Source organism: Hungatella hominis (assembly GCF_014288005.1).
In the GTDB taxonomy this organism is placed as follows: Bacteria; Bacillota; Clostridia; order Lachnospirales; family Lachnospiraceae; genus Hungatella; species Hungatella effluvii.
Map to the genome: position 1 here is coordinate 1 of NZ_JACOPB010000067.1, position 854 is coordinate 854.

At 38.2% G+C, this 854-nt stretch carries 1 protein-coding gene; it reads left to right on the top strand.

Annotation, left to right across the window (positions count from 1 at the left end; genetic code table 11):
* Positions 1-321 precede the first annotated feature (321 nt).
* Positions 322-854: response regulator transcription factor (locus H8S75_RS32340; protein ID WP_187024975.1), on the top strand; the 533-nt coding region annotated here is incomplete at its 3' end.

Genomic DNA, 854 nt, shown 5'->3' on the forward strand with positions numbered 1-854 from the left:
GCGACTATATTACCTGCGAGTGAAGTCTTAGATTGTGTGGAGGACTTTTGGAACAAACAAAATATAATTTGGAGTTTTACAGCTAGCATGCGAATTCCACAGGAGGTTTTGAATTGATTTTCAGGTAGCTTTTTTCTTTTTATAAACTAAGGCTCCAGCCAACAGTTTGGGAACCTGAATATCAGATTTCTCCAACATAGATAAAATGGAAATTGTGTGTATCTTAGGAAATAATTAATCATTTATCCATTATATATAAACACATTAGTGTTATGGATCCGGTATAATGTATTTGATTTAATCTGAAAGGAGTGTCATGCTTTGGTTGAAAAAATACTTATTGTTGATGATGAGAAAGAAATTGCGGATTTGATTGAAGTATATCTTCAAAATGAAAATATGGATGTATACAAGTTTTATTCAGGGGAGGAAGTCCTTGTCTGTATTGGGAGTACAGACTTTGATTTGGCTATATTGGATATCATGCTTCCGGATATCAGTGGACTTTCGATATGTCAGTCCATACGAAGTAAGGAGTACACATATCCGGTAATCATGCTTACGGCAAAGGATGGAGAGACGGATAAAATTACCGGGCTCACGCTTGGTGCAGATGATTATATTACAAAACCGTTTCTGCCTCTTGAGCTTGTAGCAAGGGTAAAGGCCCAGCTTCGCCGTTACAAGAAATACAATGTGGGAGCAGTGGTTCCGGCAGCGAATGAAATCTTTAAATATGCCGGATTGACAATGAACATTAAGACGTATGAATGCCGGCTTAATGGAGAGGCGCTGTCACTGACTCCAACGGAATTTTCCATATTAAGGATTCTTTTAGAGCGCAGGTGCAGTGT